The organism is Sulfurifustis variabilis (genome assembly GCF_002355415.1).
Lineage (GTDB): Bacteria > Pseudomonadota > Gammaproteobacteria > Acidiferrobacterales > Sulfurifustaceae > Sulfurifustis > Sulfurifustis variabilis.
Genome location: NZ_AP014936.1, coordinates 2,954,263 through 2,977,079 on the forward strand (window position 1 = coordinate 2,954,263; position 22,817 = coordinate 2,977,079).

At 69.3% G+C, this 22,817-nt stretch carries 26 protein-coding genes; 6 read left to right on the forward strand and 20 right to left on the reverse strand.

The features are described 5' to 3' along the window. Positions 1 to 126 precede the first annotated feature (126 nt). The 3 genes from SVA_RS14305 to nhaA all read left to right on the forward strand — a co-directional run bounded on the left by SVA_RS14305 (position 127) and on the right by nhaA (position 4,432). Positions 127 to 1,950 carry an ABCB family ABC transporter ATP-binding protein/permease gene (locus SVA_RS14305; protein ID WP_096461863.1) on the forward strand — a complete coding sequence of 608 codons (1,824 nt, stop codon included), beginning with the start codon at positions 127 to 129 and terminating at the stop codon, positions 1,948 to 1,950. Between the two features lie 106 nt (positions 1,951 to 2,056). Next, complete coding sequence (locus SVA_RS14310; protein ID WP_096461864.1) at positions 2,057 to 2,443, forward strand: hypothetical protein; 387 nt, start codon at positions 2,057 to 2,059, stop codon at positions 2,441 to 2,443. A gap of 150 nt (positions 2,444 to 2,593) precedes the next feature. Next, positions 2,594 to 4,432, forward strand: a complete 1,839-nt coding sequence (gene nhaA / locus SVA_RS14315) for a Na+/H+ antiporter NhaA (RefSeq protein WP_096461865.1) — start codon at positions 2,594 to 2,596, stop codon at positions 4,430 to 4,432. Here the strand turns inward: nhaA and SVA_RS14320 are convergent. From SVA_RS14320 to SVA_RS14335, 4 genes are all read right to left on the reverse strand, one after another. Further along, positions 4,429 to 5,118 carry a hypothetical protein gene (locus SVA_RS14320; protein ID WP_096461866.1) on the reverse strand — a complete coding sequence of 230 codons (690 nt, stop codon included), beginning with the start codon at positions 5,116 to 5,118 and terminating at the stop codon, positions 4,429 to 4,431. The genes nhaA and SVA_RS14320 overlap by 4 nt on opposite strands. A 6-nt stretch (positions 5,119 to 5,124) precedes the next feature. Continuing rightward, complete coding sequence (locus SVA_RS14325; RefSeq protein ID WP_096461867.1) at positions 5,125 to 5,637, reverse strand: hypothetical protein; 513 nt, start codon at positions 5,635 to 5,637, stop codon at positions 5,125 to 5,127. Positions 5,638 to 5,703: 66 nt separating this feature from the next. After that, complete coding sequence (locus SVA_RS14330) at positions 5,704 to 6,747, reverse strand: M14 family metallopeptidase (RefSeq protein WP_096461868.1); 1,044 nt, start codon at positions 6,745 to 6,747, stop codon at positions 5,704 to 5,706. Then, positions 6,747 to 8,168 (reverse strand): glutamate-cysteine ligase family protein, encoded by a 1,422-nt coding sequence (locus tag SVA_RS14335; protein ID WP_096461869.1) that lies wholly within the window; start codon positions 8,166 to 8,168, stop codon positions 6,747 to 6,749. Before SVA_RS14335 ends, SVA_RS14330 begins: the two co-directional genes overlap by 1 nt. Before the next feature lie 167 nt (positions 8,169 to 8,335). Here SVA_RS14335 and SVA_RS14340 point away from each other — a divergent pair, with 167 nt between their 5' ends. The 3 genes from SVA_RS14340 to SVA_RS14350 all read left to right on the forward strand — a co-directional run bounded on the left by SVA_RS14340 (position 8,336) and on the right by SVA_RS14350 (position 12,717). Beyond that, complete coding sequence (locus SVA_RS14340) at positions 8,336 to 9,412, forward strand: AAA family ATPase (protein WP_096461870.1); 1,077 nt, start codon at positions 8,336 to 8,338, stop codon at positions 9,410 to 9,412. Next, positions 9,412 to 10,707: a vWA domain-containing protein gene (locus SVA_RS14345; protein ID WP_096462971.1), complete on the forward strand. Its 1,296-nt coding sequence runs from the start codon at positions 9,412 to 9,414 to the stop codon at positions 10,705 to 10,707. The genes SVA_RS14340 and SVA_RS14345 overlap by 1 nt, the downstream gene beginning before the upstream one ends. A gap of 870 nt (positions 10,708 to 11,577) precedes the next feature. Further along, positions 11,578 to 12,717 (forward strand): sulfur reduction protein DsrS, encoded by a 1,140-nt coding sequence (locus tag SVA_RS14350; protein WP_096461871.1) that lies wholly within the window; start codon positions 11,578 to 11,580, stop codon positions 12,715 to 12,717. 3 nt (positions 12,718 to 12,720) lie between these two features. Here the strand turns inward: SVA_RS14350 and SVA_RS14355 are convergent, their stop codons facing one another. The 16 genes from SVA_RS14355 to SVA_RS14430 form a co-directional block, all read right to left on the reverse strand. Then, complete coding sequence (locus tag SVA_RS14355; RefSeq protein WP_096461872.1) at positions 12,721 to 13,026, reverse strand: segregation and condensation protein A; 306 nt, start codon at positions 13,024 to 13,026, stop codon at positions 12,721 to 12,723. Positions 13,027 to 13,105: 79 nt separating this feature from the next. Next, on the reverse strand, positions 13,106 to 13,723 hold the full coding sequence (locus SVA_RS14360) for a lytic transglycosylase domain-containing protein (RefSeq protein ID WP_096461873.1): 618 nt from the start codon (positions 13,721 to 13,723) through the stop codon (positions 13,106 to 13,108). Between the two features lie 120 nt (positions 13,724 to 13,843). Continuing rightward, positions 13,844 to 14,419: an outer membrane protein gene (locus tag SVA_RS14365; RefSeq protein ID WP_096461874.1), complete on the reverse strand. Its 576-nt coding sequence runs from the start codon at positions 14,417 to 14,419 to the stop codon at positions 13,844 to 13,846. 19 nt (positions 14,420 to 14,438) lie between these two features. After that, complete coding sequence (locus SVA_RS14370) at positions 14,439 to 14,885, reverse strand: DUF2846 domain-containing protein (RefSeq protein ID WP_197703231.1); 447 nt, start codon at positions 14,883 to 14,885, stop codon at positions 14,439 to 14,441. Positions 14,886 to 15,044: 159 nt separating this feature from the next. Continuing rightward, the gene (locus tag SVA_RS14375) at positions 15,045 to 15,251 is read right to left on the reverse strand and encodes a carbon storage regulator (protein WP_096461875.1); all 207 of its coding nucleotides are present in this window, start codon (positions 15,249 to 15,251) and stop codon (positions 15,045 to 15,047) included. Further along, positions 15,252 to 15,533: a helix-turn-helix domain-containing protein gene (locus SVA_RS14380; protein WP_096461876.1), complete on the reverse strand. Its 282-nt coding sequence runs from the start codon at positions 15,531 to 15,533 to the stop codon at positions 15,252 to 15,254. It lies immediately after the preceding gene. A 191-nt stretch (positions 15,534 to 15,724) separates the two neighbouring features. Then, positions 15,725 to 15,949, reverse strand: a complete 225-nt coding sequence (locus tag SVA_RS14385) for a helix-turn-helix domain-containing protein (RefSeq protein ID WP_096461877.1) — start codon at positions 15,947 to 15,949, stop codon at positions 15,725 to 15,727. After that, positions 15,949 to 16,317 (reverse strand): cupin domain-containing protein, encoded by a 369-nt coding sequence (locus SVA_RS14390; protein WP_096462973.1) that lies wholly within the window; start codon positions 16,315 to 16,317, stop codon positions 15,949 to 15,951. The genes SVA_RS14385 and SVA_RS14390 overlap by 1 nt, the downstream gene beginning before the upstream one ends. After that, positions 16,317 to 17,042, reverse strand: a complete 726-nt coding sequence (gene pgl / locus SVA_RS14395; protein WP_096461878.1) for a 6-phosphogluconolactonase — start codon at positions 17,040 to 17,042, stop codon at positions 16,317 to 16,319. Before pgl ends, SVA_RS14390 begins: the two co-directional genes overlap by 1 nt. Continuing rightward, on the reverse strand, positions 17,020 to 18,495 hold the full coding sequence (gene zwf, locus SVA_RS14400; RefSeq protein WP_096461879.1) for a glucose-6-phosphate dehydrogenase: 1,476 nt from the start codon (positions 18,493 to 18,495) through the stop codon (positions 17,020 to 17,022). The genes pgl and zwf overlap by 23 nt, the downstream gene beginning before the upstream one ends. Then, positions 18,495 to 19,412, reverse strand: coding sequence for a phosphogluconate dehydrogenase (NAD(+)-dependent, decarboxylating) (gene gnd / locus SVA_RS14405; RefSeq protein WP_096461880.1), 918 nt, complete (start codon positions 19,410 to 19,412; stop codon positions 18,495 to 18,497). Before gnd ends, zwf begins: the two co-directional genes overlap by 1 nt. A 64-nt stretch (positions 19,413 to 19,476) precedes the next feature. Then, positions 19,477 to 20,223 carry a TylF/MycF/NovP-related O-methyltransferase gene (locus SVA_RS14410; protein WP_197703232.1) on the reverse strand — a complete coding sequence of 249 codons (747 nt, stop codon included), beginning with the start codon at positions 20,221 to 20,223 and terminating at the stop codon, positions 19,477 to 19,479. A 33-nt stretch (positions 20,224 to 20,256) separates the two neighbouring features. Then, complete coding sequence (locus SVA_RS14415) at positions 20,257 to 20,619, reverse strand: VOC family protein (RefSeq protein WP_096461881.1); 363 nt, start codon at positions 20,617 to 20,619, stop codon at positions 20,257 to 20,259. A gap of 16 nt (positions 20,620 to 20,635) precedes the next feature. After that, positions 20,636 to 21,142 (reverse strand): TspO/MBR family protein, encoded by a 507-nt coding sequence (locus tag SVA_RS14420; RefSeq protein ID WP_096461882.1) that lies wholly within the window; start codon positions 21,140 to 21,142, stop codon positions 20,636 to 20,638. A 173-nt stretch (positions 21,143 to 21,315) separates the two neighbouring features. Beyond that, positions 21,316 to 21,693 (reverse strand): hypothetical protein, encoded by a 378-nt coding sequence (locus SVA_RS14425; RefSeq protein WP_096461883.1) that lies wholly within the window; start codon positions 21,691 to 21,693, stop codon positions 21,316 to 21,318. A 114-nt stretch (positions 21,694 to 21,807) separates the two neighbouring features. After that, positions 21,808 to 22,692 carry an alpha/beta fold hydrolase gene (locus tag SVA_RS14430; RefSeq protein WP_096461884.1) on the reverse strand — a complete coding sequence of 295 codons (885 nt, stop codon included), beginning with the start codon at positions 22,690 to 22,692 and terminating at the stop codon, positions 21,808 to 21,810. Positions 22,693 to 22,817: the final 125 nt, after the last annotated feature.

Below are 22,817 nucleotides of genomic sequence, written 5' to 3' on the forward strand. Positions count from 1 at the left end.
CCGGTCGAACCGCGCTGGTGCGCCTGCCCACCCGATCGCCCGCGTACCGGCACGCGCGGCCCCGCCAGTTCGTCGGCGGGTGGCAACTCGGTTAGAATTCGTCGAGCTCCCGCTCTGCTTGCACCCGTGAAGCTTCGCCACTACGGACCGCCGCCCAAAGATCGCAACGACTGGAAGACCATCCGCTCGCTGATTCCCTACCTGCTCGAGTTCAAGGGGCGGGTGGCGCTGGCGCTGTTGTTCCTCGCGGCGGCGAAGGTCGCGAACGTCTCGGTCCCGCTCGTGCTGAAGGAGATCGTCGACGCCTTCGAGCAGCGACAGGCGCTGCTCATGCTCCCCGTCTTCCTGTTCGTCGCCTACGGCCTGCTGCGGCTCGGCAACTCGCTCTTCGGGGAGCTGCGCGACGTGGTGTTCGTGAAGGTGCTGCAGCGCTCGATCCGGCGCGTGGCGCTCAAGGTCTTCGAGCACCTGCACAGGCTCTCCCTGCGCTTCCACCTCGAGCGCCAGACCGGCGGGGTGTCGCGCGACATCGAGCGCGGCGCGGCGGGCATCCGGTTCCTGCTCAACTTCATGCTGTTCAACATCCTGCCGACGATCCTCGAGATCGGTTTCGTCGCCGCGATCCTGCTCGTCAAGTACAACCCGTGGTTCGCGATCGTCACCCTCGCCACGCTCGTCGTGTACATCGGCTTCACGCTCTGGGTCACCGAATGGCGCATGATCTTCCGGCGCACCATGAACGAGATGGATTCGAAGGCCAACACCCGGGCGATCGACTCGCTGATCAACTACGAGACGGTCAAGTACTTCAACAACGAGGGCTACGAGTCGCGGCGCTACGACGAGACCCTGCAGGCGTGGGAGAAGGCGGCGATCCGCAACCAGACGTCGTTGTCGCTGCTCAACACCGGACAGAGCTTCGTCATCGCGGGAGGCGTCACGGTCCTGATGCTCATGGCGGGCCACGGCGTGATGACCGGGACCATGACCATCGGCGACCTGGTGCTGGTCAACGCCTTCCTGATCCAGCTCTACACGCCGCTGCACTTCCTGGGGTTCGTCTACCGCGAGATCCGCCACTCGCTCGCCGACATGGAGCGCATGTTCGGCCTGCTCGACCGTTTCCCCGAGGTCCCGGACGACCCGGACGCGCCCGACCTGGCCGTCACCCGCGCCGAGGTGCGCTTCGAGCACGTGGATTTCTCCTACGAGCCGGACCGGCAGATCCTGCACGACGTGGACTTCGTGATCCCCTCCGGCCACAAGCTCGCGGTGGTCGGCGCGAGCGGCGGGGGCAAGTCCACGCTCGCGCGCCTGCTGTTCCGCTTCTACGACGTGTCCCGGGGGCGCATCCTGATCGACGGGCAGGACATCCGCCGGGTCTCGCAGAGGAGCCTGCGCGCGCACATCGGGATCGTCCCGCAGGACACCGTGCTCTTCAACGACACGATCTACTACAACATCGCCTACGGCCGGCCCGAGGCGACGCGCGAGGAAATCGTCCAGGCGGCGAAGCACGCGCACATCCACCACTTCATCGAGTCGCTGCCGAAGGGCTACGACACCGTCGTCGGCGAACGGGGGCTGAAGCTCTCCGGCGGCGAGAAGCAGCGGGTCGCGATCGCGCGCACCATTCTGAAACGGCCGCGCATCCTGGTCTTCGACGAGGCCACCTCGGCGCTCGACTCGGTCGCGGAAAAGGCGATCCAGCAGAACCTGGCCGAGATCGCCGCGGGGCACACGACCCTGGTGATCGCCCATCGCCTGTCGACGATCATGGACGCCGATCAGATCCTGGTGATGGAGGCCGGCCGCATCGTCGAGCGCGGAACCCACGCCGAGCTCCTCGCGCGCGCGGGCGCCTACGCCCGCCTCTGGAACCTGCAGCTCAAGGAGGAGCTGGAACGTCCCCGGCGCGCCGTGGGCAACGGCATCGTCTCGGCGCCGTAGGCATCCCCCTCGGTCCGGGCGGGGATTCGGCCTGCTGCGCGCCGCAAACGGGGGCACGGTACACTCGTCCCCGCCCTCTCCGGTTTTCGCCGCCCGGACGGACACAATGGGATACCGAACGACTGTCGACGCCACGCACGGCGTCGTCGAGCTTCGCCTCTTCGACGCGCTCTCGCACGACGAGCACGTCGCCGCGCGCAAGGAGCTGATCGACACCTGCCGGGATCGACGGATACGCAACGTCCTGATCGATGCGCGCGATCTCATCGTTCCCCGCGATGCGTCGTTCATGGATCGTTTCGACTTCGCGGAGTCGTGGCCTGACGTGGCCGGCGGCATGCGCGTCATGGTCGCCGGCGTGCTTCCCCGGGACGCCGATACCCGGAAACAGGTGATGTTCGGCGACACCGTGGCGTCCAATCGCGGTCTGCTCTCCCGCGCGTTCGACAGCACGGAGGAAGCGCGCGCGTGGCTGCGCACCGCCGGCTCATAGCCCACAGACAACGTTCCGCTTATCCGCGGGAAGCGGTGCGGTGCGCGCGTCCGCTGATCGAAAAGGCGAAGTGAGCACACCATACCGAATGCGCCGTTCGACACGCGGCACGATCCGAGGGCATCCGAGCGTCGACTGCGACCCAAGGTGATGGACACCGGCAACAGCAGACTGCATCCGCCGCCCGACCCCGCGTCGGATCACGCGCTGGGCGAGCCGACGGCCGACATCACGCTCGTCGAGTACGGCAGCTTCCGCTGCCCGTTCTGCCGCGCGGCCCACGAGGTCATCGCCGACCTGCACGATCGCTTCGGCGACCGGATGCGCTACGTGTTCCGCCACCGTCCGCTCGCCGGCGACGACCTCGCCCGGCAGGCGGCGGAGCTCGCCGAGTACGCGCAGGAGACCACCGGACAGTACTGGTCCGCGCACGACGCAATGATGAAAAAGGGGCCGGCTCTGGCCGCGGCCGATCTGGCGTCCGTCGCGGAGCAGCTCGGCCTGCCTCCGCGGGACGCCGCCACGGACGAGGCGTGGCGGCGTGCCCGCGCCAAAGTCGAGCGGGACATCGCGAGCGGTCGGGCCAGCGGGGCGCACGTGTCCCCGACGTTCTACATCAACGGCCGGCGCTACGAGGGGCCGTGGGACGAGAACACGCTCGCCGAGGCGATGCTCGGCTCGCTCGGGCACCGGCTGCAGACGGCCGCTCTCGACTTCGCGCGCTGGGCGCCGTCGGCCGGCCTGCTGCTCCTGACCATGACGTTCCTGGCCATCGCCGCCGTCAACTCTCCGCTCGGGGTGGCGTACGAGGCACTGTGGCGGCAACCGGTCGGTCTCGTCGCCGGGGCCGGGGCATTCCGCATGCCGCTGCACGCGTGGGTCAACGACGGCCTGCTGACGATCTTCTTCCTGGTCGTCGGCCTCGAGATCAAGCGCGAGCTCACGGTGGGCCGCCTGGCCTCCCGCCGCGTCGCGGCGCTTCCGGTCGCCGCCGCCGGCGGCGGCATGCTCGTCCCGGCGACGATCTACCTGCTGATCGCCCCGCCGGAACACGCGACCGGTTGGGCCATCCCGACGACCACGGACACCGCCTTCGCCGTCGCGGTGATCGCGCTGCTGGGGCGCCGCGTCCCGGTCGAGCTGCGCATCTTCCTGACCGCGGCGGTGATCGTGGACGATCTCGTCGCCATCGCGCTCGTCGCCGTGTTCTACTCGGGGCACATCGAGGGCGCGTACGTGGCCGGCGCGTTCGCCGCCACCGCGCTGCTCGTGCTCTTCAACAAGTCCGGCATCTACGGCCCGCTGCCGTACGCGCTGCTCGGCGTCGTCCTGTGGTCCTGCCTGCACGCCGCCGGGCTGCATCCGACGCTCGCCGGCGTGATCGTCGCGGTCGCGACGCCGACGCGGCCGCCTCCCAACCTGCGCGCGCTGATGGCCCAGGGCGAAGCGGTGCTGCACCACGAGCTCGCCAGCGCCCGGGAGCAGGTGCTCCGGCACGGGCCTTCGGAGCCGACGCTGCGCGCGCTCGACGCGATCCACGACCGGATCGAGTCGCCGGCGGCCAAGCTGCTTCGGTCCGTGGAGCCGTGGTCCAGCTACCTCGTGCTGCCCCTGTTCGCGCTCGCGAACGCCGGCCTCGTCGTGTCGATGGACGTGATCGGGGGGCACGAGAGCCTGATCCTCGCCGTCGTGCTCGGGCTCGTGCTGGGCAAGCCTATTGGCATGATCCTCGCCGCCTGGCTCGCGGTGCGCGCGGGTCTCGCGGTCAAACCGGCGGCCTACTCGTGGCGGCAGCTCGCCGGCGCCGGCGCGCTCGCGGGGATCGGCTTCACGATGTCGCTCTACATCGCCGCCAAGGCCTTCCCGGACCCGGCGGACTTCGCCGCCGCGAAGATGGCCGTCTTCGTCGCCAGCCTGATGTCGGCGGCGCTGGGCAGCGCACTGCTCCGGCGGCGCGGCAGGGATGACCCTTATAAAGCCGCCAGCTAATCCGTCGTTTCGATTCGCGCGGACGGTATCTCCGCGAACCGTCCCTGCAGACGCCCTTCCCCTTCGAACGTGTCGGCCAGGAACCGTATCGCGTCGACGACGATCCGGAGCGCGCGTCCGCCGACGTCGTCGAGCAGCGCCTCGCCGAGCCGCCGGGCGACCCCCTCCGCACGCGGCGCGAGACGCGCCGTGAAGGGGTCGGAGACGATCGACAGGCGCACGTCCGCGAAGCTCGCGGCGCCGCGATAGTCCTCGGTGAGCACGAGACGCGGTACGGGCAGCGCGAGCATCGGGGCGTCTCGAAAGCGGAGCGCGATGCCGTCGCGGGGAGCGAGATGGCGCGTCTCGACGCCGTCGCGGTAGAACCACTCGATGCCCTCGCGATCCGCGCCCGGCGTCAGCAGCGAAAGCGTTACGCTCACGTCGCCGGGCACGGCCCCGGTGTCCCGCAGCGCGCGGGCCAGTCCCGGCGATTCGACCGGCTCGGCCAGCCGGGCCGTTCCGCGCGACGACGGATCGACGTGGTCGCGCGAGGCGATGTAGTAGTGCGAGGTCACCGGACGCAGCGGCGTGACGAACATATGACCCACGGCTTCCGGCTCCGGTCCGGTGCCGTCTGCCTGCCACATGGCGATCCCGAGGCGATCCGCGGCCAGGCCGGCGAAATGCAGGACGACCCCCGCCATCGGCGGCTAGCCGGCCTGAACCGCGGCCGGCGCCGCGCCGCCCGGGGCGCGCCGCTCCTGCGCGGCGAGCTCGCGGATGTAGCGCTGGAAGTCCTCGTCCTCGCCTTCGAGGAGCCGCGGCAGGAGCGCCCGGAAGTCCTCGCGGCGGCACCACTCGCGCATGTAGTCCTCCCAGGACGACCACAACCGCTGGTTCTGCTTGGACATCTTTTCCTCGTAGACCAGCAGGAAGGCGCGCTCGAACAGCGCGACGAGGATCTCGAAGATCACGAACTTGCGCTCGCGCTGCTCGTCGGTCGGCTCGGCCTTGGGCGCCTGGCCGGCGAGGAGTTGCAGGTCCGCGTTATCGAGCACGAGCTTCAGGAAATCCGCGTACTCGTCAGAAAGCCGCTGGTAGACCTCTTCGTTCTCGTTCTGCCGTTCCTTGCGCTGCTCCAGCAGGAAAATAATGATGGCGAACGGAAAACCGATGATCGTGACGACGTAGCTCAACGCCTCCAGCCACTCGAGGGCGCTCATGGGGCCATGCTGCTCCGGAAATTGGACAATGGTGACAGGCGCCGGCCGCCCGAGGCAATCGGCGCTTCATTCGGTTGCGGCCTCGGCGGCGCCGACGAGCGCGGCCGGCGTGCCGGGCCGCTCCATCAGGTACCCCAGACAGTCCTGCCGGATGGCGGTCACGTTGAGCGTGAACATCGACGGCATGACCGGCACGGCGGTGCGGATTTCGTCGTCGACGACGCGCAGGTACCGGTCGGCGACGTCGCGCCCGTTTTCGTCGTAGACGCGCAGTCGCGCGCCGCTGCCCGGGCGCAGGCGGGCCAGCACGGTGTTCGCCGGCAGCTCGCGGAAGTTGAGGTGATCGAGATCCGCCGTCAGCCGGATGTCGGCGTCCGGCTCCAGGCCCACGCTCGCCTCGTCCGGCACCTTGACGATCGCGACCGTGTGATAGAGGTCGATGTCGTGCCCGGCGACCGGGTGCGACGGGATCTCGGCGAGGTTGAGGCAGGCACGGAGGAAGTCCGCCGCGTGCTCGACGCCGTGAGGCTGCCCCGGCTGGCCGCACTCCGCCGTGACCGCCGGGCACCAGTCGGAGAACGCCTCCGCCTGCACGCCGTCCGGTTTGCGGTAGTACACGACGGTACGGGAGAACAGCGTGGCGAGCTGAAGAAAACGGGGGTCGAGGCGGCGCACGCAGGCGTAATGCGGATTCAGGCCGGTGTTGTTGTGGATGTCGACGCTCGCGAAGACGTCGAGCGCGCGCATGCGATCCAGCACCTCCCGCGTCATCGCGCGCTCGGGCAGATGCTCGGTCCCCGGCACGTCGGTCCAGATGCGGTTGTAGTCCGGCTGGCCTTCGAGAAAGCGCCGGCGCCGGCCCGCGGCGGCGACATTGCCGATGAACACCGAGAACGCGCGGGGCAGCTCGCGGGCGCCGTGCTCGCGCAGGAAGACACGCAGCGCCTCCCAGCCGGTGTCCTCGTTTCCGTGCAGCAGCACCGAGGCGAAGAGCGGCTGGGACCGGCGACCGGGGAGGTGGATCAGGGTCGGACCGGGCAGGACCCGATGAAGCTCGGCCGGGGGCACGTCCAGCAGCCCGGCGGGGAGATGGTCGAGCACGTTCAGCATCACAGAGCCCACTCGTGGACCGGAGCGCCGGAGCGCTGTCGCTCGAGATACGCGAGGGTGAGCGCCTGCATGTCGCGCCCGTGACACGCGACGAAGGCGCGCTGCCACGCCGCGCCGTTGCGGCCGGTCGCGAGCCGCGCCTCGATCACGCCCAGGTAGTCCTCGATGTCGGCGGCGGCGAGCCCCAGCGCGGCGAGCCCCTCCCGCGCGCGCGGCAGCAGCTCCTCGCGGAGGAGCGCCCGCAGCGGCGCCTTCCGGCCGCCGGCCCACGAGACCTCGGCGCGCAGGCCGTGTCGCGCGGCCGCGTAGAAGTTGGCGCGCGCGTCGGCGAACGGGATCGCCGCGTAGAGCGGCGGCTCGCGCCCGCGCAGGCCCTCGATCAGGCCGAAGAAGAGCGCCGCGTTGGCGATGGTGTCGGCGATGCTGGGCCCGGCCGGCACGACGCGGTGCTCGATCCGCAAGTGCGGCCGCCCCTCGGCGTCGAAGCCGACGAGCGGCCGGTTCCAGCGCCAGATCGTGCCGTTGTGCAGCCGCACGTGCACGAACCGGTCGGGCGCCTCGTCCTTCAGGACCGGCAGCAGCACCGCATAGTCCTGCACGTTTTCCTCGAAGCACTCGATCAGCGAGCCGTGCACGTAGTCGCGCCCGAGCGTCACCCGCGCCGCGGCGCGGCGGCCGTCGGCCACCTCGACCGACTGCTCGAAGAGCGGGATGCGCGTCTCGTCCCAGAGGTCGCGGCCGAAGAGATAGGGCGAGTTCGCCGAGACCGCGACCATGGGCGCGGAGAGCACGACGGCGAGGTTGTAGAGATGCGCGGCGCGTCCGGGCGACACCTGCACGTGGATCTGGAAGGAGGTGGCGGCGGACTCGAGCATCACGTCCCGGTGGCGCGTGCGCAGATGCTCTTCGCCCTCGATGTCGAGCGCGATCGGGCGGCCGTGGCGCAGCCGGAACACCTGCTCGTTCAGCGCGCGATAGCGCTCCTGCCGGGACATGTTGGCGAGCGTGAGGTCGTCCTCGGTGAGCGTCGGCAGTATCCCGATCATGAGCATCTCGGCGTCGATCTCGCGGGCGACCGCGCTGCAGTGCTTCCAGGTTTCGCGCAGGTCGTCCTCCATCCGACGCAGCGCCTGGCCCTCGAGAAGCCGCGGCGGCGTGTTGATCTCCACGTTGAAGCGGGCGAGCTCCGGCACGATGTCCTCGCGGCCGACGCGCGCGAGAAACCGATCGTTCACCGGCGCAGGCCGTCCGCGCGCGTCGACGAGACACGTCTCGACCTCGTAACCGCCGACCGGACGGCACGGCGGGAACCGACCGCGCCCGAGCCACTCCCCGAGCAGCGCCGTTTCACGCACGAGCCTCGCGTGATAGCGGTCGAAGTCCGCCCGGGTGAACGAGTGAGTCGCGATCTCCTCGCCCATGACTGCCCTGCCTCACGCCTTCGCGGCGCATGTCGGCCTCGATCGGTTTTATCAGGATATGTCCGGTCGGTCCATGCGCGCGCCCGGATGCTTGGCCGCTGCGTCGCCCGCATCTTATACTTCGTTAATAACCGCCCGCTCACGAAGCCAATTCCCCTGGAGAACGTATGCGTCCGGCGCTGATTCTCGCCGTCCTCGACCGCGAATACGAGAGCACCAAAAGCGGGCACCACACGCCCGTGATGCTGTGGGGTCCGCCCGGCGTCGGCAAGTCGCAGATGGTCGCGCAGGTCGCGGCGAGACACGGCGTGCCGGTGATCGACATCCGTCTCTCGCAGATGGAACCGACGGACCTGCGCGGCATCCCGTTCCGCGTCGACGGCGTCGTCGAGTGGGCCGTGCCCGCGATGCTGCCCGACGCCGGCCGCCACGGCGCGGCGGGCATCCTCTTCCTCGACGAGATCACGTCCGCCGCGCCGACCGTCTCGGCCGCGGCGTACCAGCTGATCCTCGACCGGCGCCTGGGCGAGTACCGCGTCCCGCCCGGCTGGGCGATCTTCGCGGCGGGCAACCGCCAGGGCGACCGCGGCGTGACGTACAGCATGCCGGCGCCGCTCGCGAACCGGTTCTCGCACTTCGAGGTCGAGACCCACCTCGACGACTGGGTGGCGTGGGCCTATGCCAACGGGATCGACGAGCGCCTCATCGCGTTCCTGCGCTTCCGCCCCGAGCTCCTGTTCGACTTCGACCCGGCGCACAACCCGGTCGCGTTCCCGTCTCCGCGCTCCTGGGAGTTCGCGCACCGGGCGCTCGCGAAGTTCATGGAAAGCCCCGACCTGCTGCTCGGCGGGCTGCAGGCCTGCGTCGGCCCGGCCGCCGGCATCGAGCTCAAGGCCTTCATCGACAACCTCGACAGCCTGCCCGACATCGACGCCATCGTGACCGGGAATCCAGGTCAGGTGCCGAAGGAGGTCGACCTCCAGTACGCGGTCGCCTCCGCGCTCGTCGCCCGCGCGATCCGCGCGCGCGGCACGCCGGACGAGGCGACGGTGCACGGCCACATCCTGGACTACGCCAACCGGTTCCCGAACCGCGAGATGGGCGTGATGCTCGTCTCCGACATGCAGCGGGCGGTGGGCGAGCGCCTGTTCCAGCTCCCGCAGTTCGCGCAATGGGCGAAGAACGTCGCCGACGTGATGCTCTACGACGTGTGGCAGAAGCCGGCGGCGCGCCGGGCGGTGTGATGACGCAGCAGGCGGCGCCCGCCGACGAGGTCGAGCGCAAGCTCTCCGCCGCGCGCACGCGCCTCATCATCGACAAGCCGTTTCTCGGCGCCCTCGTGCTGCGTTTGCCGATGGTGCAGGGCGATCCCAAGTGGTGCCGCACCACCGCGACCGACGCGCGCGCGTTCTACTACAACCGCGACTACATCGACGCCCTGTCGCTCGCGCAGACGCAGTTCGTTCTCGCGCACGAGGCGCTGCACTGCGCGCTCTCGCATTTCCACCGGCGCCAGCACCGCGTGAAGCACCGCTGGGACGTCGCCTGCGACTACGCCGTCAATCCCCTCCTCGTCGCCGACGGGCTGCAGCTGCCGCCGGGCGCGCTCTTCATGGACGCGTACGACGGCCTGACGGCCGAGGAGATCTATCCGTACATCAAGGACAACGAGAACGAGGAGCCGCTCGACCAGCACCTCTACGACGACGAGGACCGGCCGCAGGAAAGCTCGGAGAGATCGGGCCGCGGGAAGCAGGGCCGGGGCGGCGGCCAGGGCGAGAACGACGAACCCTCGCCGGACGACGGCGGCGGCGAATCGCCGAACCCGGAGGGCGGCGGCCAGAACGCCCGGGGCGAGACCGACCCGGACGCGGGCGGCGCGCCCCAACCCCCGCCGCTCTCGCAGCCCGAGCGCGAGCAGCTGGCCGTGCAGTGGCAGCAGCGCCTCGCGGGCGCCGCGCAGCAGGCGCTGCAGGCCGGCAAGCTCGGCGGCTCGATGGCGCGGCTCGTCGATCACCTGCTCCAGCCGCAGCTCCCGTGGCGCATGCTGCTCGCGCGCTACATGAACGCCGTCGCGCGCACGGATTACAGCTTCAGCCGGCCGAGCCGGCGCGAAGGCGCCGCGATCCTGCCGAGCCTGCGCTCGCAGCACATCGACATCGCCGTCGTGATCGACACGAGCGGCTCGATCGAGGACGAGGAGATGCGGGAGTTCCTCGGCGAGATCGACGCGATCAAGGGCGCGCTGAACGCCCGCATCACGCTCCACGCCTGCGATGCCGATCTCGCGCCCGACGGCCCGTGGACCTTCGAGCCGTGGGAGGAGCTCCGGCTGCCCAAGAAATTCCACGGCGGCGGCGGCACCAGGTTCACGCCCGCCTTCGCGTGGGCCGAGCACCTCGACCAGCCACCAAACCTTCTTCTCTACTTCACCGACGCCGAAGGCGAGTTCCCGAAGCAGGAGCCGAGCTTTCCGGTGCTGTGGCTCGTCAAGGGAAAGGCGAAGGTGCCGTGGGGGCAGAGGGTGCAGTTGAACTAGCGCCGTCTCCTCAGTGGACCGCCCTCCGGGCGGGTAGTCGATGTAATAACTTGTACTTGTGGGTGGCTGACCCACGGCAGGTGACGTTGCGAAGTCCCTCCCTGAACTTCACCCTTCGGGCCGCGCGAGGGAAGCGCGCGTCCAAATTCGCTCCAGACGAATTTGTCTTTGCTTGCCCAAGAGAAAGTCACCAAAGAGAAGGGCACCCCGGATCGCTCGCCGCTCGAAAACCGCGAGCGGTCCCCTGCGGTTTCCGCGCTACGCAGTCCCTGCTTCGCTTGAAACCAGGACTCGCCCTCCCTGGCGAGCCCGCTCGGCGGGAGGACAGTCCACCGGACTGTCGTCACTACCCCGCCTCGCCCTCGCCCGTCCCGGGACGCTCGATAACTCGCCGGGCGCTTAAAAACGCGCCTCGGGCTCGAACATCTCTCGCGTACTGCCCCCGGGACAGTCTCCGGTGCTCGGCGAGCTCAACGGGGACTCACCCCAAACCACCTCCGCCCTGAAACGGAAGTGCTGTTGCAGTGGGGTCCCCGTCTGGCGCGCCCGACCCGAGCGCTCCGAGCGCCGCGAGCCCGAAGGGCGGCGCAGAGGGATCTGCGCCGGTCGCCAGTCGGCACAGGGATGTGCCGTCTGGCGACCTCCTAGCGCGAGGCAGCGAGGGGCGGGGGCTTTCGCGCCATCCGGGGCGGCCTTTCTTTGGCTACTTTCTTTGGCCGCGCAAAGAAAGTAGCCCGTCGTGCGGGGGCGGAACCCCGCGCATAACACGTCGCGAAGCGACTCGAGCGGTTCAGGTCTATCTCTTTCGAGGTAGGCATCGACCACCGGGGAGGGACGCGCCCCGCCTCCTCGATCCGGTAGAATCCGGCCATGTCCCTCGCCACCGAAGATCTCCTCCGCCTCAACGTCCTGCTCGCCAACAACATCGAGGCCATCCGCATCGACGAGCAGACGATGACGGTGCACGGCCTGGCGGGCGAGCAGGAAGCCGCGGTCCACCTCAATCCCAATTGCCGGGCCGACCAGTACCTGCGGCGCGTGCGCGAGGTGCTTTCGTCGCACGTGCTCGGGTCGCCGGGCGGGTATCCGGTATTCCTGCAGCGCTGGACGCGCATGGGCCAGGCGCGGCAGAGCCAGCTGGAGAAGCTGCTGCTCCTCGGCGAACCGGAGGCCGTCATCGCCGTCGCGGGCTCGCCCGACCTCAGCGACGACATCGCCCGGCGGGTCTGGTGGACCATGCCCACATCCGACATCGCCCGACGCATGCTGGAGCGCGAAGCTGTCGTGCGGGGCGAGATGGGGCCGGTGCTCGCGGCCCACCTGGTCGAGCACCTGCCGTTCGAGGACGATCCGCTCGCGGTGATCACGACCGTGCGTCTCGTGCTGCAGCCGGGATTGATCGACGCGGGGACGCGGCAGCGGATCTGGTCCGGCGGCACGCACCGAAACGCCTATCACATCGGCTTCCTCGAGGCGGTACCCGACGATCTGCCGGACCCGGTCCCCGCCCGGCCCGATCTCGAGCAGTGGCGCCCGGTGCTCGCGGCGCTCGCCGCCGAGGGCAACGCGATGGCCGGATTTCTGGCGCGCCTGCTCGATGTCCCCGGGCAGACGTTTCTCGCGGTGTCGCAGGAGCTGCTCGAGAACCCCGTCAACCACGACAGCGCCGCGGCGCTGCTCAACGCGATCGGACGCTACTTCCGGCCGGTGCACGGGCAGGCGCCGGCGCTGCGCGACGTCCAGGCGATCGTCGCGGCGTGCGGAAAGCTCGACCACCCGGACGCGACCGGGCTCGTCGCGGCCTGCCCGGGGCTCGAGGCCGAGGCGATCGCCACGCTCACGCTGGCGCAGGCAAGCGAGGCGCTGATCGTCGAGATCCTGGCGAAGACGTCGGCGAGCGGGACGCTGCTGCGGCGAAAGCTCGACCCGGTGATTCAGCCACTGCTCGCCCAGTACGCGGCGTTGCGCGGCGGCGCCTACGCGCCGGCGCGACGACGCGGCCGGTTCTGAGCGCTAACCGTCGTCGTTTTTCTTCGTCGGCCGGCCGATGTTCTTGATCGACACGACGGTGCTCGTCTGCGGCTCGTCCGCGTAGTGCGGACGCAGGCTCCTCGGCTTGCCCGCCGCCTCGGCCAGCTCGCCCTCGCGCGCGCTGATGAGCTTCAGGCACTGGCGGATGTTCTCGATGGTCGCGTCGGACAGCGGGTGCTTCATGCCGGGCGGCGTGGTCGTGTCCTTGATCACGTCCGTGAGGACCCGCTTCATCGCCTGAAGCACGCGGAACTCGACACTGCGGGTGGGATCGGCGTCGTCGCTCATCGGGAATCTCGCACGGCTCGGGAGGAAGGCGCAGATTACCGGCGCCGTCCGGGCTTGGCAAATCCGCCGGACGCGATGCCTACGACTTGCGGCTGTACTCGCGCTTGTAGCGCAATACCTTCTTGACGTACTCCTGCGTCTCCCGGTAGGGCGGGATGCCGCGATGACGCAGAACCGCCCCCTCGCCCGCGTTGTACGCCGCGAGCGCGAGCGTTTGCCGGTGCTTGAATGTATCGAGCAGGTAGCGCAGGTGCTTCACGCCGGCCACGATGTTCTGCAGCGGGTCCTGAACGTCCTCGATGCCGTACTGCCGCGCGGTCGCTGGCATCAGCTGCATCAGTCCGAGCGCGCCCTTCTCCGAGCGCGCGAACGGATTGAAGGCCGACTCGACGTGCATCACCGCCTTGACGAGCGCGAAATCGACGCGGTGCTCGGCGGCGACGCGCGCGATGAGGCGGTCGTAGGCCGACGGATCGGCCCGGAAGAACTGCGGATGGTCGGCCGCGACCAGGGAGCCCAGGCCCTTGGCCGTCGCTCCGGTGCGCACCAGGCGGTAGTGAGGATTGTCGAGGCGATGGTCGGTCACCATCCGCGAGCCGTCGGGCAGCTCGTAGACGTACATCGCGGGCCGGGCGGTCAGTGGCCAGATCCCCAGGAATATGACGAGCGCGAGCGAAAGTCGCCGGGTCGTGTCCATGCCGTCCCGGTTGCAGGAGCCGTGCCAAATCAGGAAGCTCCGCAGGTAGCGGTCCTAACCCGCGTACGGAAAAAATGAAAGGCCGGCTGCCCGGCCTTTCCCGAACTCAGGAACGGGCGCTCAGAAGCCGATCGTCAGGCCCAGGAAGAAGCCGGTCCCCGTCACGTCGACGTTGTCGCCCTCGTCGTCCTCCGGCTCGGAGGTGAGGTACTTCGCCTCGGTGTAGACGCCGAACTTCTCGCCCAGACGAAAGTCGATACCGGCGACGGCCTGCAGCGCGAGATCGCTGGCGGAAGCCGAGCCGCCCGGACCCTCGAAGTCGACGCCCGCGAAGCCGATGCCGGCGCCGACGTAGGGCTGAACGGTGGGCGACACCGCGAAGTACTTCTTCGCGTTGAAGAGCAGTGCGGTCGTATCGTTGTCGCCCTTGCCGAATACGGGGTCCCAGTCGTTGACGTAACGAACGAGCTCCACACCCAGGCCGGTCCCGCCCGCCATGCGCCACTCGAGCTCGATACCGAACACGCCGCTCGCCGAGTCGTCGAACGCGAGCGAAATGCCCGAGATCGATTGCGACTCCTCCGAAAGCGTGAAGGTGCCGGTCTTGATGATGATCACGCCTCCGTCGGCGAAGGTCGAGGGCGCAGCGGCGGCCAACATCGCCCCCGCCAGCGCCGCCAATCCGATCCTGCGCATCGTGGGAATCTCCCTTGCCCTAGATGTTCCCCTTGATGAGCTTGCATTCCTTGACGCCTTCGCGGCCCGTGGGCTCGTCGACCACGTGCAGGAGCGAGCGCGGCTGGAACATCCCCATCTTGACCTCCTGCCATACGTAGTAGCGCTGACCCGGCTTCGCGTCGACGGTGAGGCTCGCGTTGTTCTCGCCCTTGGAGACGATCTGGTGCTGACCGGGGTTGACCGTCCACATGAAATAGGTCTTCGACGCCGTCTCGCCCGCGTCGCGGCCGTCGAGGGTGACGTTCAACTTCACCGCCGCGCCGAACGTCTCGTTGCGATAGAGATAGATCAGCGACTTGCCGGCGGGCACCGACGCCTGCTTGGCCTGCATGTCTTCGCTTTCGGTGGCCATCGGGACCGAGGCGCACGCGCCGAGCAGCAGGAACGCACCCGCGAGAGCGAGGCGGGACAAGGACTTGTACATCACGGAAACCTCCCTATTTTGCAGATGTGGATTTCGAAGCACTGCGCGACCGGTGTGGGGCGCGGCGGCGCGCCAATACGGAGATTAGCAGCGGAAGGCCCTGATTCAAGTAAGGTAAAGGCTGTCGGAGCGGGCCGGCCAGGCGGGACCGGGCCGGGACTACACGGTCTCGCAGATCTCCTCGCGGAGGATCACGAGCCCGGCAGGGGCGACGATGCCGAGCCGCACCCGGCCGCCCGAGACCCGGGTGACCAGGAGCTCGATGGGTCCGGCGGCGAACAGCTCGCCGACCGGCGTGCGCGGATCGAGGGCGGCGGCGGGCTCTATCCGGACGCGCTGTCCGCGTTTGCGAGTCAGTATCAGCACCTAGCGCTCCTTCGGCTTGTTCGGTGGTCGAAACGCGGCGAGCAGCTTTTCGCCGACCAGGGTCGGGTCCGGGGCGCCGAGAAGCTCGGAGACCGAGACCCCGAAGGCATCGGCGAGCCGCTCGAGATTGTCGAGGCTCACGTTGCACGCCGCTCGCTCGATCAGGCTGATATACGTGCGATGCAGCCCGCTCGCGGCGGCCAGCCGCTCCTGCGACCAGCCGTTCACCATCCGCAGCATCCGTAGCTTTTGCGCGAGCAGCTTCCTTGCCCGTTTTCCCATGCCGTCATTGCAGTCGCCGCCTATGCAGCCGTCTACAGCGGGCGATGTTCGGTTTGCTGACATGGCATTTCGGGTTGCACCAAGTTCGTCGCGAAGTGCGCTATATAGGCTGCGCTCGCCCGGCGCGCTCGCGGCGCCCCGAACGCATGCGGGATAAATAGCACGATATCGTGCTATTAGTAAAGGGAGGGTTACTTCCGGGGTTTGCGGACGCTCTTCTTGTATACGCCCCGGCGCTCGCGGCTCTGGATGAACGTCTCCACGTCCTCCGACGTGGTGAGCCAGTTGCGCCCGAGCTTGCGTGCCTTGAGCCGCCCCTTCTCGGCGAGCCGGCGCAGGTAGTCGCCCGAGTAGCCGTAGGACTCGGCCGCCTGCGAGAGGGTGAGCAGCTCTTCCTTCTTCGTGTCGCGCGCCATCAGACGAGGTGCGTGTCGCCGTGATCGTACGGCGGGGTACACGCGCAGAGAATCCGCAGCGGCTCCGTGCCGGTGTTCTCGATGCAATGGGCCGCGCCGGGCGGGATCGCGACGGTGTCGCCGGGCCCCACTTCGTACTGCTCGCCTTCGAGGGTCATGCGTCCCTCGCCCGTGACGACGTGATAGATCTCTTCGCTGCGATCGTGCCGGTGAAGGCGCGTCGCCGTGCCCGGGGCAACGATCGCCTCCGCGAGGCTCTGCGACCGGTTGCCGTGCACGGCCGGATGCATGAGCTCACGGATAATGGACCCGTCCTTGGTGCGATAGGGCTGTACCTCGGTGTAGCGAGTACGGGTGGGCGCGGTCATCACGGCTTCCATGGCCAGGCGTCGGGATCGATGAGTATATCGACGCCGTCCGGCGGGGCAATCGCGGCCGCGGGCACGGCGCCGCCGCCGGCCCAGGACTTCACGGCGCGCGCCTTGGCCGCGCCGCTCACGATAAACAGCACCTGTCGGGAAGCGCTCAGGCGCCGCGCGCTCAGGCTGACCCGCTCCGGAGGCGGTTTCGGGGCGTCGCGCACCGCGAGCGCCGCCGGGGCCTCGGTAGCGTCGCCAAGGTACGAACCGGGGAAGAGACTGGCCGTATGGCCATCCTCGCCGAGGCCGAGCAGAACGAGGTCGAACTCCTCGACGCCGGCCAGCAGGCGTGCGTAGCGTGCCGCGCCCTCCTCCGGGCCGAGCTCGGCCGGCACGGCATGACACTGCGCGGGCGGGACGGTCACGCGATCGAGCCAAGCCTTCCGCGCCATCGTGTCGTTCCGATCGGCGTCCCCGGGCGGCAGGCAGCGCTCGTCGCCGAAGTAGACGTGCCAGCGGGTCCAGTCGGCGTCGACGCCGGCGAGCGCCCGATAGAGGCGTCGGGGCGTATCGCCTCCGGCGAGCACGATCGAGAAGCGGCCGCGCGCCGCGATCGCCTGCGAGGCCGCGCGCGTCACCGCGGCGACCGCGTGGGCCTCGAGGTCCCGGACGGAGGGATAGAGATGCCAGCGCCGCTGCTGCCGCGGCCGCTCAGGCGTCGTTGCGCCAGGCATGGTCCTCGCGGTCGAAAAGCCGGTTGGCCTCCTCCGGCCCCCACGTGCCGGCGGGATAGGTGTGAACGAGGAGCGGCTCGCGCGCCCATTGCCGCACGATCGGATCCACCACGCGCCACGCCCACTCGACCTCGTCGAAGCGGATGAAGAGGCTCCGGTCGCCCTCGATCACGTCCAGCAGCAGGGTCTTGTACGCCTCCATCGGGCCCTCCGTCTCGTGACGGTAGGAGGCGTTCAGCCGCACGACGCGGGTGTCGATCTCGAGGCCCGGACGCTTGGCGTGCAACTCGATGTGCATGCACTCGGCCGGCTGTATGGAGAGCAGGATCCAGTTCGGATCGATCCGGTCGCAGGCGTCGTGGAACAGGAGCTGGGGCGGATGGCGGAAGCGGATGCCGATGAGCGACATCGACCGCGCCAGCCGCTTGCCGGTGCGGAGATAGAACGGCACGCCGCGCCAGCGCCAGTTGTCGACGTAGAACTTGGCGGCCACGAAGGTCTCGGTGGTCGACTCGCGCCGCACGTCCGACTCGTCGCGATAGCCGGGGACCTCGCGGCCGCCGACCGTCCCGGCGGCGTACTGCGCGCGAAAGGCGTGACCGTTCACGGCGTCGACCGGGATGGGCCGGATCGAGCGCAGCACCTTCACCTTCTCGTCGCGCAGCGCGTCGGCGTCGAGCGAGGCCGGCGGCTCCATGGCGACCACGGTCAGGAGCTGCATGAGGTGGTTCTGGAGCATGTCGCGCAGCGCGCCCGCGCGGTCGTAGTAGCCGGCGCGCCGCCCGATGCCGCCCTCCTCCGCCACGGTGATCTGCACGTGGTCGATGAAGTTGCGGTTCCAGACCGGTTCGATCAGCGTGTTCGCGAACCGGAAGACGAACAGGTTCTGGACCGTTTCCTTGCCGAGGTAGTGATCGATCCGGTAGACCTGCTCCTCGTCGAAGTACTTATGCAGCTGGGTGTTGAGCAGCCGCGCGCTTTCGATGTCCTCGCCGAACGGCTTCTCCACGACGATGCGGTGGCGGCCGTGCTTGCGGTTGATGCCGGCGCGGTTGAGGTTGTCGACCACGTCCATGAAGTCGGCGGGCCGCACGGCGAGATAGAACACGATGTTCTCGCACGCCCCCATCCGCGGCTTACCGAGCTCGTCCATGAGCCGGCGGTACGCCTCGGGCTCGCGGAGATCGCCCTCGACGAAGTCGAAGCGGCGCGCGAAGCGCTCGTAGATCGCGCGGTCGAACCCGGGGCCGGTGTGCTGCTGCAGCACGAGCTCGAGGTGCTGGAGCCAGTCCTCCAGGCGCCAGTCGCGCCGGGCGAAGGCGACCAGGCGCAGGTCCTCGCCGAGACGGCCGGCGGCGTCGAGCTGATAGAGCGCGGGCAGGAGCTTCGTGGTCGCGAGGTGTCCGGTCGCGCCGAAGATGACGAAATGGCAGGGGCCGGGGCCGGTCTGCATCAGTCCTTCTTGCCGGGCTTCACCGCGTGGCCGCCGAAGCCCTTGCGCATCATGGCGAGCATCCGGTCGCCGTAATCCGACTTCCCCTGGCTCGCGAACCGCATCATGAGCGCGAGGCTCATCACCGGCGCCGGGACGCCCTGCTCCACCGCCTCGATGGCGGTCCACCGGCCTTCTCCGGAATCGGCCACGTAGGGCTCGATATCGGCGAGGGTCTGGTCGCTCTTCAGGAACTCCGCGGTGAGATCGAGGAGCCAGCTCCGGACCACGCTCCCGTGGCGCCAGAGCTCGGCGATGGCGGCGAGATCGAGGCCGAAGTCCTCGCGCGACTTGAGCAGCGCGAAACCCTCGGCGTAGGCCTGCATCATGCCGTACTCGATGCCGTTGTGGACCATCTTGACGAAGTGGCCCGATCCGGCCGGGCCGCAGTGCAGCCAGCCCTTGTCCGGCGCGGGTGCGAGCACCTTGAAGACCGTCTCGAGCCGCCGCACCGCGTCGTAGTCGCCGCCCACCATGAGCGCGTAGCCGTTGTGCACGCCCCACACGCCGCCGGATACGCCCGCGTCGACGAGCTTGATGCCCCGCTGGGCGAGCTGGGCGGCACGGCGCATCGAGTCCTTGTAATAGGAATTGGCGCCGTCCACGAGCACGTCACCGCGCGCGAGCAGGGGCGCGACGGCGTCGATGTGCTGCTGGGTTACCTCGCCCGCGGGCAGCATGAGCCAGACGAGACGGGGCGGAACGAGCTTCTGGACGACCTGCTGGACGGTCTCGGCGGCCTGGACCCCGGCCTCCTGGGCGAGCTGGCGCGTGACGGCCGGGTCGCGGTTGTAACCGACGACGGTGACGCCGCCGCGGCGCAGCCGGCGCGCCATGTTCGCGCCCATGCGCCCCAGACCGATCATGCCCAGTTCCATAGCCTGTCCCTCGCCGGAAAGCAGAAAGCCTAGCATAGGTCAAGGGGAATCCCGCTCCCGCCGATCAGCGGATTACGACCGCCACGGAGTATCCGGTACGCACGTAGCCCAGATAGTCGTAGCGCAGGCGCCGGTCGTGAACGAATTCCCGGAACGCCTTGAACTCGTGCTCCCGCCAGCCGGGATAGTTGAAGTACTCGTCGAACTGGATGACCGTCCCCGGCACGATCCGCTCGCCGAGATGGTCCAGCACGCATCGGGTCGACGAGTAGAGATCGCAGTCGACGTGCATGAACGCCACGTGCTCGTGGTGGCGCGCGACGAAGCCGGGGAGCACGTCCTGGAACCAGCCGACGTGCAGCTCGACGTTCCGGCGCACCGCGGGCAGCCTGCCGCCCATGCTCATGGCGCCCCGCTCCAGCCCCTGCACCCAGGGATCGGGCAGACCCTCGAACGAGTCGAACCCGTGCACGGTCGCCTTGACCCGGTCGGCGATGAAGTTGATCGACTCGCCGTCCTCCACGCCGAACTCGAGCACGAGCCCGTCGCCGGCGCGCCGCAAGGCATGCTCGAGGAGGTCGAAGCGCCAGGCGAAGCTCGGGACCTGCACCATGCGGCGCTCGACATACTCGGCCGCCTGCGTCGCGGCGCGACGCGCGAGCTCGGCGTCGATGTTCGGCGCCGGCCACTCGCCGCCCCGCGGCGCGTTGACGATCTCCCAGAGGCGCCGCTCGACCGCGTCCTCCCGCAGCACGCGGGTGACCGCGCGCGACAGCCATGACGCGGCGCGCGCTTTGAGGTTCACCGGCATGGCCGTTCCTCGTCCATCGATCCCGATCCCCCGCTATATCGGCGAATGCAGCGCGATGCGATTGCCCTCGCTGTCGAGAACGACCGCGCGAAAACCGTAGGGGCCGATGGCGTGCCGGCCCTTCAGCACCTTCCCGCCGTTCGGCTCGACCTGCCCGATCGCGTCGTCGAGCCTTCCCGCGCAGCTGAAATAGAGCAGCGGGCCGTGCACGGCGGGCGGCTCGTCGGAGGGATAGAGACAACCGGTCAGCTCGCCCTCCTCGTGCGGCAGCACCGCGACCGCCACCTCCGGGAACTGCTGCTTGACGATCGGGCGGCCGAGCACCGCCGCGTAGAACGCGACGGCGCGATCGAGATCGCGCGCCGGAATGTCGAACCAGACGAGCGGGCTCGTCATCGTGTTCCTCGCGGTGTCACGGATTGAGCCACCAGATGGCGGCGTTGAGCGTCGTGGCGTACGCCACCCACGCCGCGTACGGCGCGAGCAGCCATCCCGCCACGCGGCTCACGGGGAGGAAGGCGCGCAGCATCGCCAGAATCGCGACGAGCAGGACGGCAATCTCGATCAGCGCCCAGCCGACGAGGTGCCAGCCGAAGAAGAGCCAGGACCAGAGCGCGTTGAGCGCGAGCTGAAGCGCGAAGAGCGCGAGCGCGGGATAGGCGCCGGCGGCATGCCGGCGGAGCCACACGAGGCCGGCGGCGACGCCCATGAGCAGGTAGAGAGTGGTCCAGACGGGCGGGAACACCGCGTCCGGCGGCGTCCATGCGGGCTTCTCGAGCGCGGCATACCATGCGCCCGGCCGGGCCAAGCCGCCGATCGCCGCGGCGGCGAAGCTCAGGCCGATCCAGGCAAGAAAGCCCAGGGCCTCAGTGGCCTTCCCGAAACGCCGCTCCCGCGGCCGCGCGATCGTGCTTGCCATGCCATCGGTCTCGCTCGTGCCTTCCCGATAGGACCGAGCCGACTGCGGCGGAGTTGCATGACGGCCGTGGCGGTTGGCGGCCGCCTGGTCTGCGTCGAGTGAAGGCGCGAGAAAGAACGCGAGCGGATCGGCGGGACTCAGGGAAGCCCGCCCCGGGTCCGGAGCCTCGCCGCTCAGGCGTGGCCGGGCGCCAGGCTCGCGACGAGAATGACCAGCAGGGAGATCAGCGCGAAGACGAGGCCGAGCCGCGGCTTGACGAACAGGGCGATGAGGCTGCCGGCGGCGAGCAGAATGTACGGGGCGATGACCGTGACCGCGGGCGGCATCGATCTGAACGTCGGGATCTCGTACCCCAGAAGGTAGACGAGCTCGACGGTGACGAGGTACGCGGCCAGGGCGACGAGCGCCAGCCGCAACAGCTCGTCCTTCCCGATGGCGAGGGACAGGAACCTGCGGTCCTCGAAACTTCCCGGCGCTTCCCTGTCGCCGTCGGGCCCGTCCATCGTCTGATCCCGGTGCGCGGTCTGATCCCGGTGCGCGGTCGGTTGCATCGTGCTCCCGTTTCCCTGCGGACTGACACCGAAGTAAAGGCGAGACGAGCGCGAAGGTCAAACCCCGGGGATGACGGTCGTCATCCGTTTTGCCGGCTCGATTCGCTCAAGCATCTATAAACGAATGAATTGAACCGCTCGTCGGATGACATCGGCATCGGCGAGGATCCGGCGGTGGCCGAGCCGGCGCGTGCGGACGAGCTCGGCGCCGCGCCATGCCCGCGCGAGCGCCTCGGCCTCGGCCACCGGCACCGACCGGTCGTCGACGTCGTGGATGATCAGCGCGGGCAGCGCGAGGCGCATCGCGTGATGCTCGGGCGAGAACCGCGCCCACATGTCCGCGCCGAAGTCCCGCTCCAGAAGCGCGCGGAAGCGGGTCTGGACCGGCGGCGGCAGGCCGAGCGTGTCGCCGAAGGACACGACCAGCCCCTCCATGTGCGCCGGCGGGCTGATGCAGACGACACGGCCGGCCGCGATGCGCTGCTCCGCGAGCGCATAGGTGGTGCACATGGCGCCGAAGGAGTGCCCGATCACCGCGTGGAACGGCCCGAGCCGCCGCGCGATCCGCTCCATCGCGTCGACGATCTCCGGGAGCTTCGTGCGGTTGCCCGGGCTCTCGCCGTGCGCCGGGGCGTCGAAGGCCACGGCGCGGAATCCGGCCGCGACCAGCGGCTCGACGAATTCGGCGAAGTGCGCCGCGGAGCCGTGCCAGCCGTGGACCATGAACACCGCCGGCCCCGTCCCCCACACGTAGACCGCCACGGGCCGGCCGTTCGCTTCGATCAGCAGCCGCTGCGCCGTTCCGAGCACCTGCTGCTCGCGCGAGGTGAGCCGGAAGCGGCGCGTCGAGAACCAGAGATTGTAGGCGTAGCGGCTCGTCGGACCGGGGAGCCCCCGGCCGAGCACGCCGAACCCCAAGCGAAGGAGCTTCACCGCCGGCGGCGCCGGTGCGCGGCGCGGGGTATGTGGCGCGGTCGGGCTCGCTTCGTCGGTCTTCATCGGGCGCCTCCCTGTTCTCGATGCGCGGGGCCTACGTATCGGCCGTGCGGGCACGTCACTCTACTGCGTAACCGCCGCGGTTACCAAGCGGGCTCCGCGCCGCTCCGCCTTTCAGTTTGCGTTCA

Coding starts and splice junctions, on each gene's coding strand:
- SVA_RS14310 (WP_096461864.1), top strand. CDS start 2,057: ATGGGATACCGAACGACTGTCGACGCCACGCACGGCGTCGTCGAGCTT.
- nhaA (WP_096461865.1), top strand. CDS start 2,594: ATGGACACCGGCAACAGCAGACTGCATCCGCCGCCCGACCCCGCGTCG.
- SVA_RS14320 (WP_096461866.1), bottom strand. CDS start 5,118: ATGGCGGGGGTCGTCCTGCATTTCGCCGGCCTGGCCGCGGATCGCCTC.
- SVA_RS14325 (WP_096461867.1), bottom strand. CDS start 5,637: ATGAGCGCCCTCGAGTGGCTGGAGGCGTTGAGCTACGTCGTCACGATC.
- SVA_RS14330 (WP_096461868.1), bottom strand. CDS start 6,747: ATGCTGAACGTGCTCGACCATCTCCCCGCCGGGCTGCTGGACGTGCCC.
- SVA_RS14335 (WP_096461869.1), bottom strand. CDS start 8,168: ATGGGCGAGGAGATCGCGACTCACTCGTTCACCCGGGCGGACTTCGAC.
- SVA_RS14340 (WP_096461870.1), top strand. CDS start 8,336: ATGCGTCCGGCGCTGATTCTCGCCGTCCTCGACCGCGAATACGAGAGC.
- SVA_RS14345 (WP_096462971.1), top strand. CDS start 9,412: ATGACGCAGCAGGCGGCGCCCGCCGACGAGGTCGAGCGCAAGCTCTCC.
- SVA_RS14350 (WP_096461871.1), top strand. CDS start 11,578: ATGTCCCTCGCCACCGAAGATCTCCTCCGCCTCAACGTCCTGCTCGCC.
- SVA_RS14355 (WP_096461872.1), bottom strand. CDS start 13,026: ATGAGCGACGACGCCGATCCCACCCGCAGTGTCGAGTTCCGCGTGCTT.
- SVA_RS14360 (WP_096461873.1), bottom strand. CDS start 13,723: ATGGACACGACCCGGCGACTTTCGCTCGCGCTCGTCATATTCCTGGGG.
- SVA_RS14365 (WP_096461874.1), bottom strand. CDS start 14,419: ATGCGCAGGATCGGATTGGCGGCGCTGGCGGGGGCGATGTTGGCCGCC.
- SVA_RS14370 (WP_197703231.1), bottom strand. CDS start 14,885: ATGTACAAGTCCTTGTCCCGCCTCGCTCTCGCGGGTGCGTTCCTGCTG.
- SVA_RS14380 (WP_096461876.1), bottom strand. CDS start 15,533: ATGGGAAAACGGGCAAGGAAGCTGCTCGCGCAAAAGCTACGGATGCTG.
- SVA_RS14385 (WP_096461877.1), bottom strand. CDS start 15,949: ATGGCGCGCGACACGAAGAAGGAAGAGCTGCTCACCCTCTCGCAGGCG.
- SVA_RS14390 (WP_096462973.1), bottom strand. CDS start 16,317: ATGACCGCGCCCACCCGTACTCGCTACACCGAGGTACAGCCCTATCGC.
- pgl (WP_096461878.1), bottom strand. CDS start 17,042: ATGCCTGGCGCAACGACGCCTGAGCGGCCGCGGCAGCAGCGGCGCTGG.
- zwf (WP_096461879.1), bottom strand. CDS start 18,495: ATGCAGACCGGCCCCGGCCCCTGCCATTTCGTCATCTTCGGCGCGACC.
- gnd (WP_096461880.1), bottom strand. CDS start 19,412: ATGGAACTGGGCATGATCGGTCTGGGGCGCATGGGCGCGAACATGGCG.
- SVA_RS14410 (WP_197703232.1), bottom strand. CDS start 20,223: ATGCCGGTGAACCTCAAAGCGCGCGCCGCGTCATGGCTGTCGCGCGCG.
- SVA_RS14415 (WP_096461881.1), bottom strand. CDS start 20,619: ATGACGAGCCCGCTCGTCTGGTTCGACATTCCGGCGCGCGATCTCGAT.
- SVA_RS14420 (WP_096461882.1), bottom strand. CDS start 21,142: ATGGCAAGCACGATCGCGCGGCCGCGGGAGCGGCGTTTCGGGAAGGCC.
- SVA_RS14425 (WP_096461883.1), bottom strand. CDS start 21,693: ATGCAACCGACCGCGCACCGGGATCAGACCGCGCACCGGGATCAGACG.
- SVA_RS14430 (WP_096461884.1), bottom strand. CDS start 22,692: ATGAAGACCGACGAAGCGAGCCCGACCGCGCCACATACCCCGCGCCGC.